Raw genomic sequence first — 1,282 nt, 5'->3', positions numbered from 1 at the left:
TGAAGTGAACCCTGAAAACGGGACACCTATCAAAACACCTAAACCACTTGTTCCCTAAATTCTTTAGGGGATAGGTGGTTTAATTTTTCTTGAATTCGCACACAATTGTAGTAATGAATGTATTCTAGCACAATCTTTCGCACAGTTGTGTTGGATACTTTTGTTATCTCTTGTGAATAGAAGGCTTCACTTTTCAAATGACCAAAGAAGCTTTCCATGACGGCATTATCATGGCAATTTCCTCTCCGGGACATGCTGGTGATAATGCCATTTTCTTTGGCATATGCTTGAAATTCCTTCGCTGTATAAATACTTCCTTGATCTGAGTGAAGAAGGACATCTTTTACTTTTCGCCCTCTCATTGCTTGTTTTAATGTCTTCATTGCTAATGGCAGTGCTTGGGACTCGCTGATGACATAACTAATAATTTCACGATTAAAGGCATCCATAATCGTTGATAAATACAAGGTACGCTCTCCAAATAATAGATACGTCACATCCGTAAACCACTTTTCATTTGGTGCGGATGCATCGAATTGGCGTTCCAATCGATGAGGGGCTACTACTGGCTCCGCACCACTGATATATTTCTTTTTCTTTCGACGAACTTTTGAGAGAATCTGATTTTGTCTCATGATTCGTAATACTTTTTTATGATTCACACACAGTCCCATTTTCCGAAGAGTTGCGGTCACTCTTCGATATCCATATCGTAATTTATGCCGAAGACAAACATCCTTTATTTTCTCTTCTATCTCATCTCTTAGGTCCACTGTTCGTTGTAACCAACGATAAAATGTAGACCGGGGTAATTCTAATACATTACACAATTCTTTTACCGTTAGTTTTGTTTTGAAATCGGTCCATAAAGTAACTACAGTTTCCAGGTTCAACTCCTTTCGATTTCCAGATACTTTCCCCATATCAGTAATTTTGTTTTTAACTGTTTATTTTCTAACCGTAGCTGTTCCAATTCATTTAACTCTTTTGGCCCTTTTCCATAAGAATATTGCTTTCCTACAGGTTGTTGAAAACGGTACGTTTGACCGGTACGATACCACTTCATCCATGTCTTAATTTGGGAAACATTTTTAATTCCAAACTTCTCCATAATGGTCCGATTGGAATATCCATCCTTTTTCATTTCAATCACTTTCCACTTTATTTCTTCTGGGTAATGAACTCTTGTCTTCAAACCAAAAACACCTCCATTGAATTTGCATACTTAGTATGCGAATTCAGGAGGTGTTTTTTTCATGTACCACTATTCGGGTTCACTTCA

1 protein-coding gene is annotated in these 1,282 nt (G+C 37.5%); it reads right to left on the bottom strand.

Annotated features, from left to right (window positions below; translation table 11 throughout):
• Positions 1 to 38: 38 nt before the first annotated feature.
• Positions 39 to 1,195 (bottom strand): IS3 family transposase gene (locus MR170_RS30640; protein ID WP_096001427.1). Its coding sequence is split into 2 segments (ribosomal slippage): positions 39 to 946 and positions 946 to 1,195, totalling 1,158 coding nucleotides; the frame shifts between segments, so codons are not numbered across the junction.
• Positions 1,196 to 1,282 lie beyond the last annotated feature (87 nt).

Origin of the sequence: Bacillus cereus group sp. BfR-BA-01524, assembly GCF_022662595.1 — a bacterium.
Lineage (GTDB): Bacteria > Bacillota > Bacilli > Bacillales > Bacillaceae_G > Bacillus_A > Bacillus_A thuringiensis_S.
The sequence above is the reverse complement of the archived record's forward strand: the minus strand, read 5'-3'. Positions and strand labels throughout refer to the sequence as shown.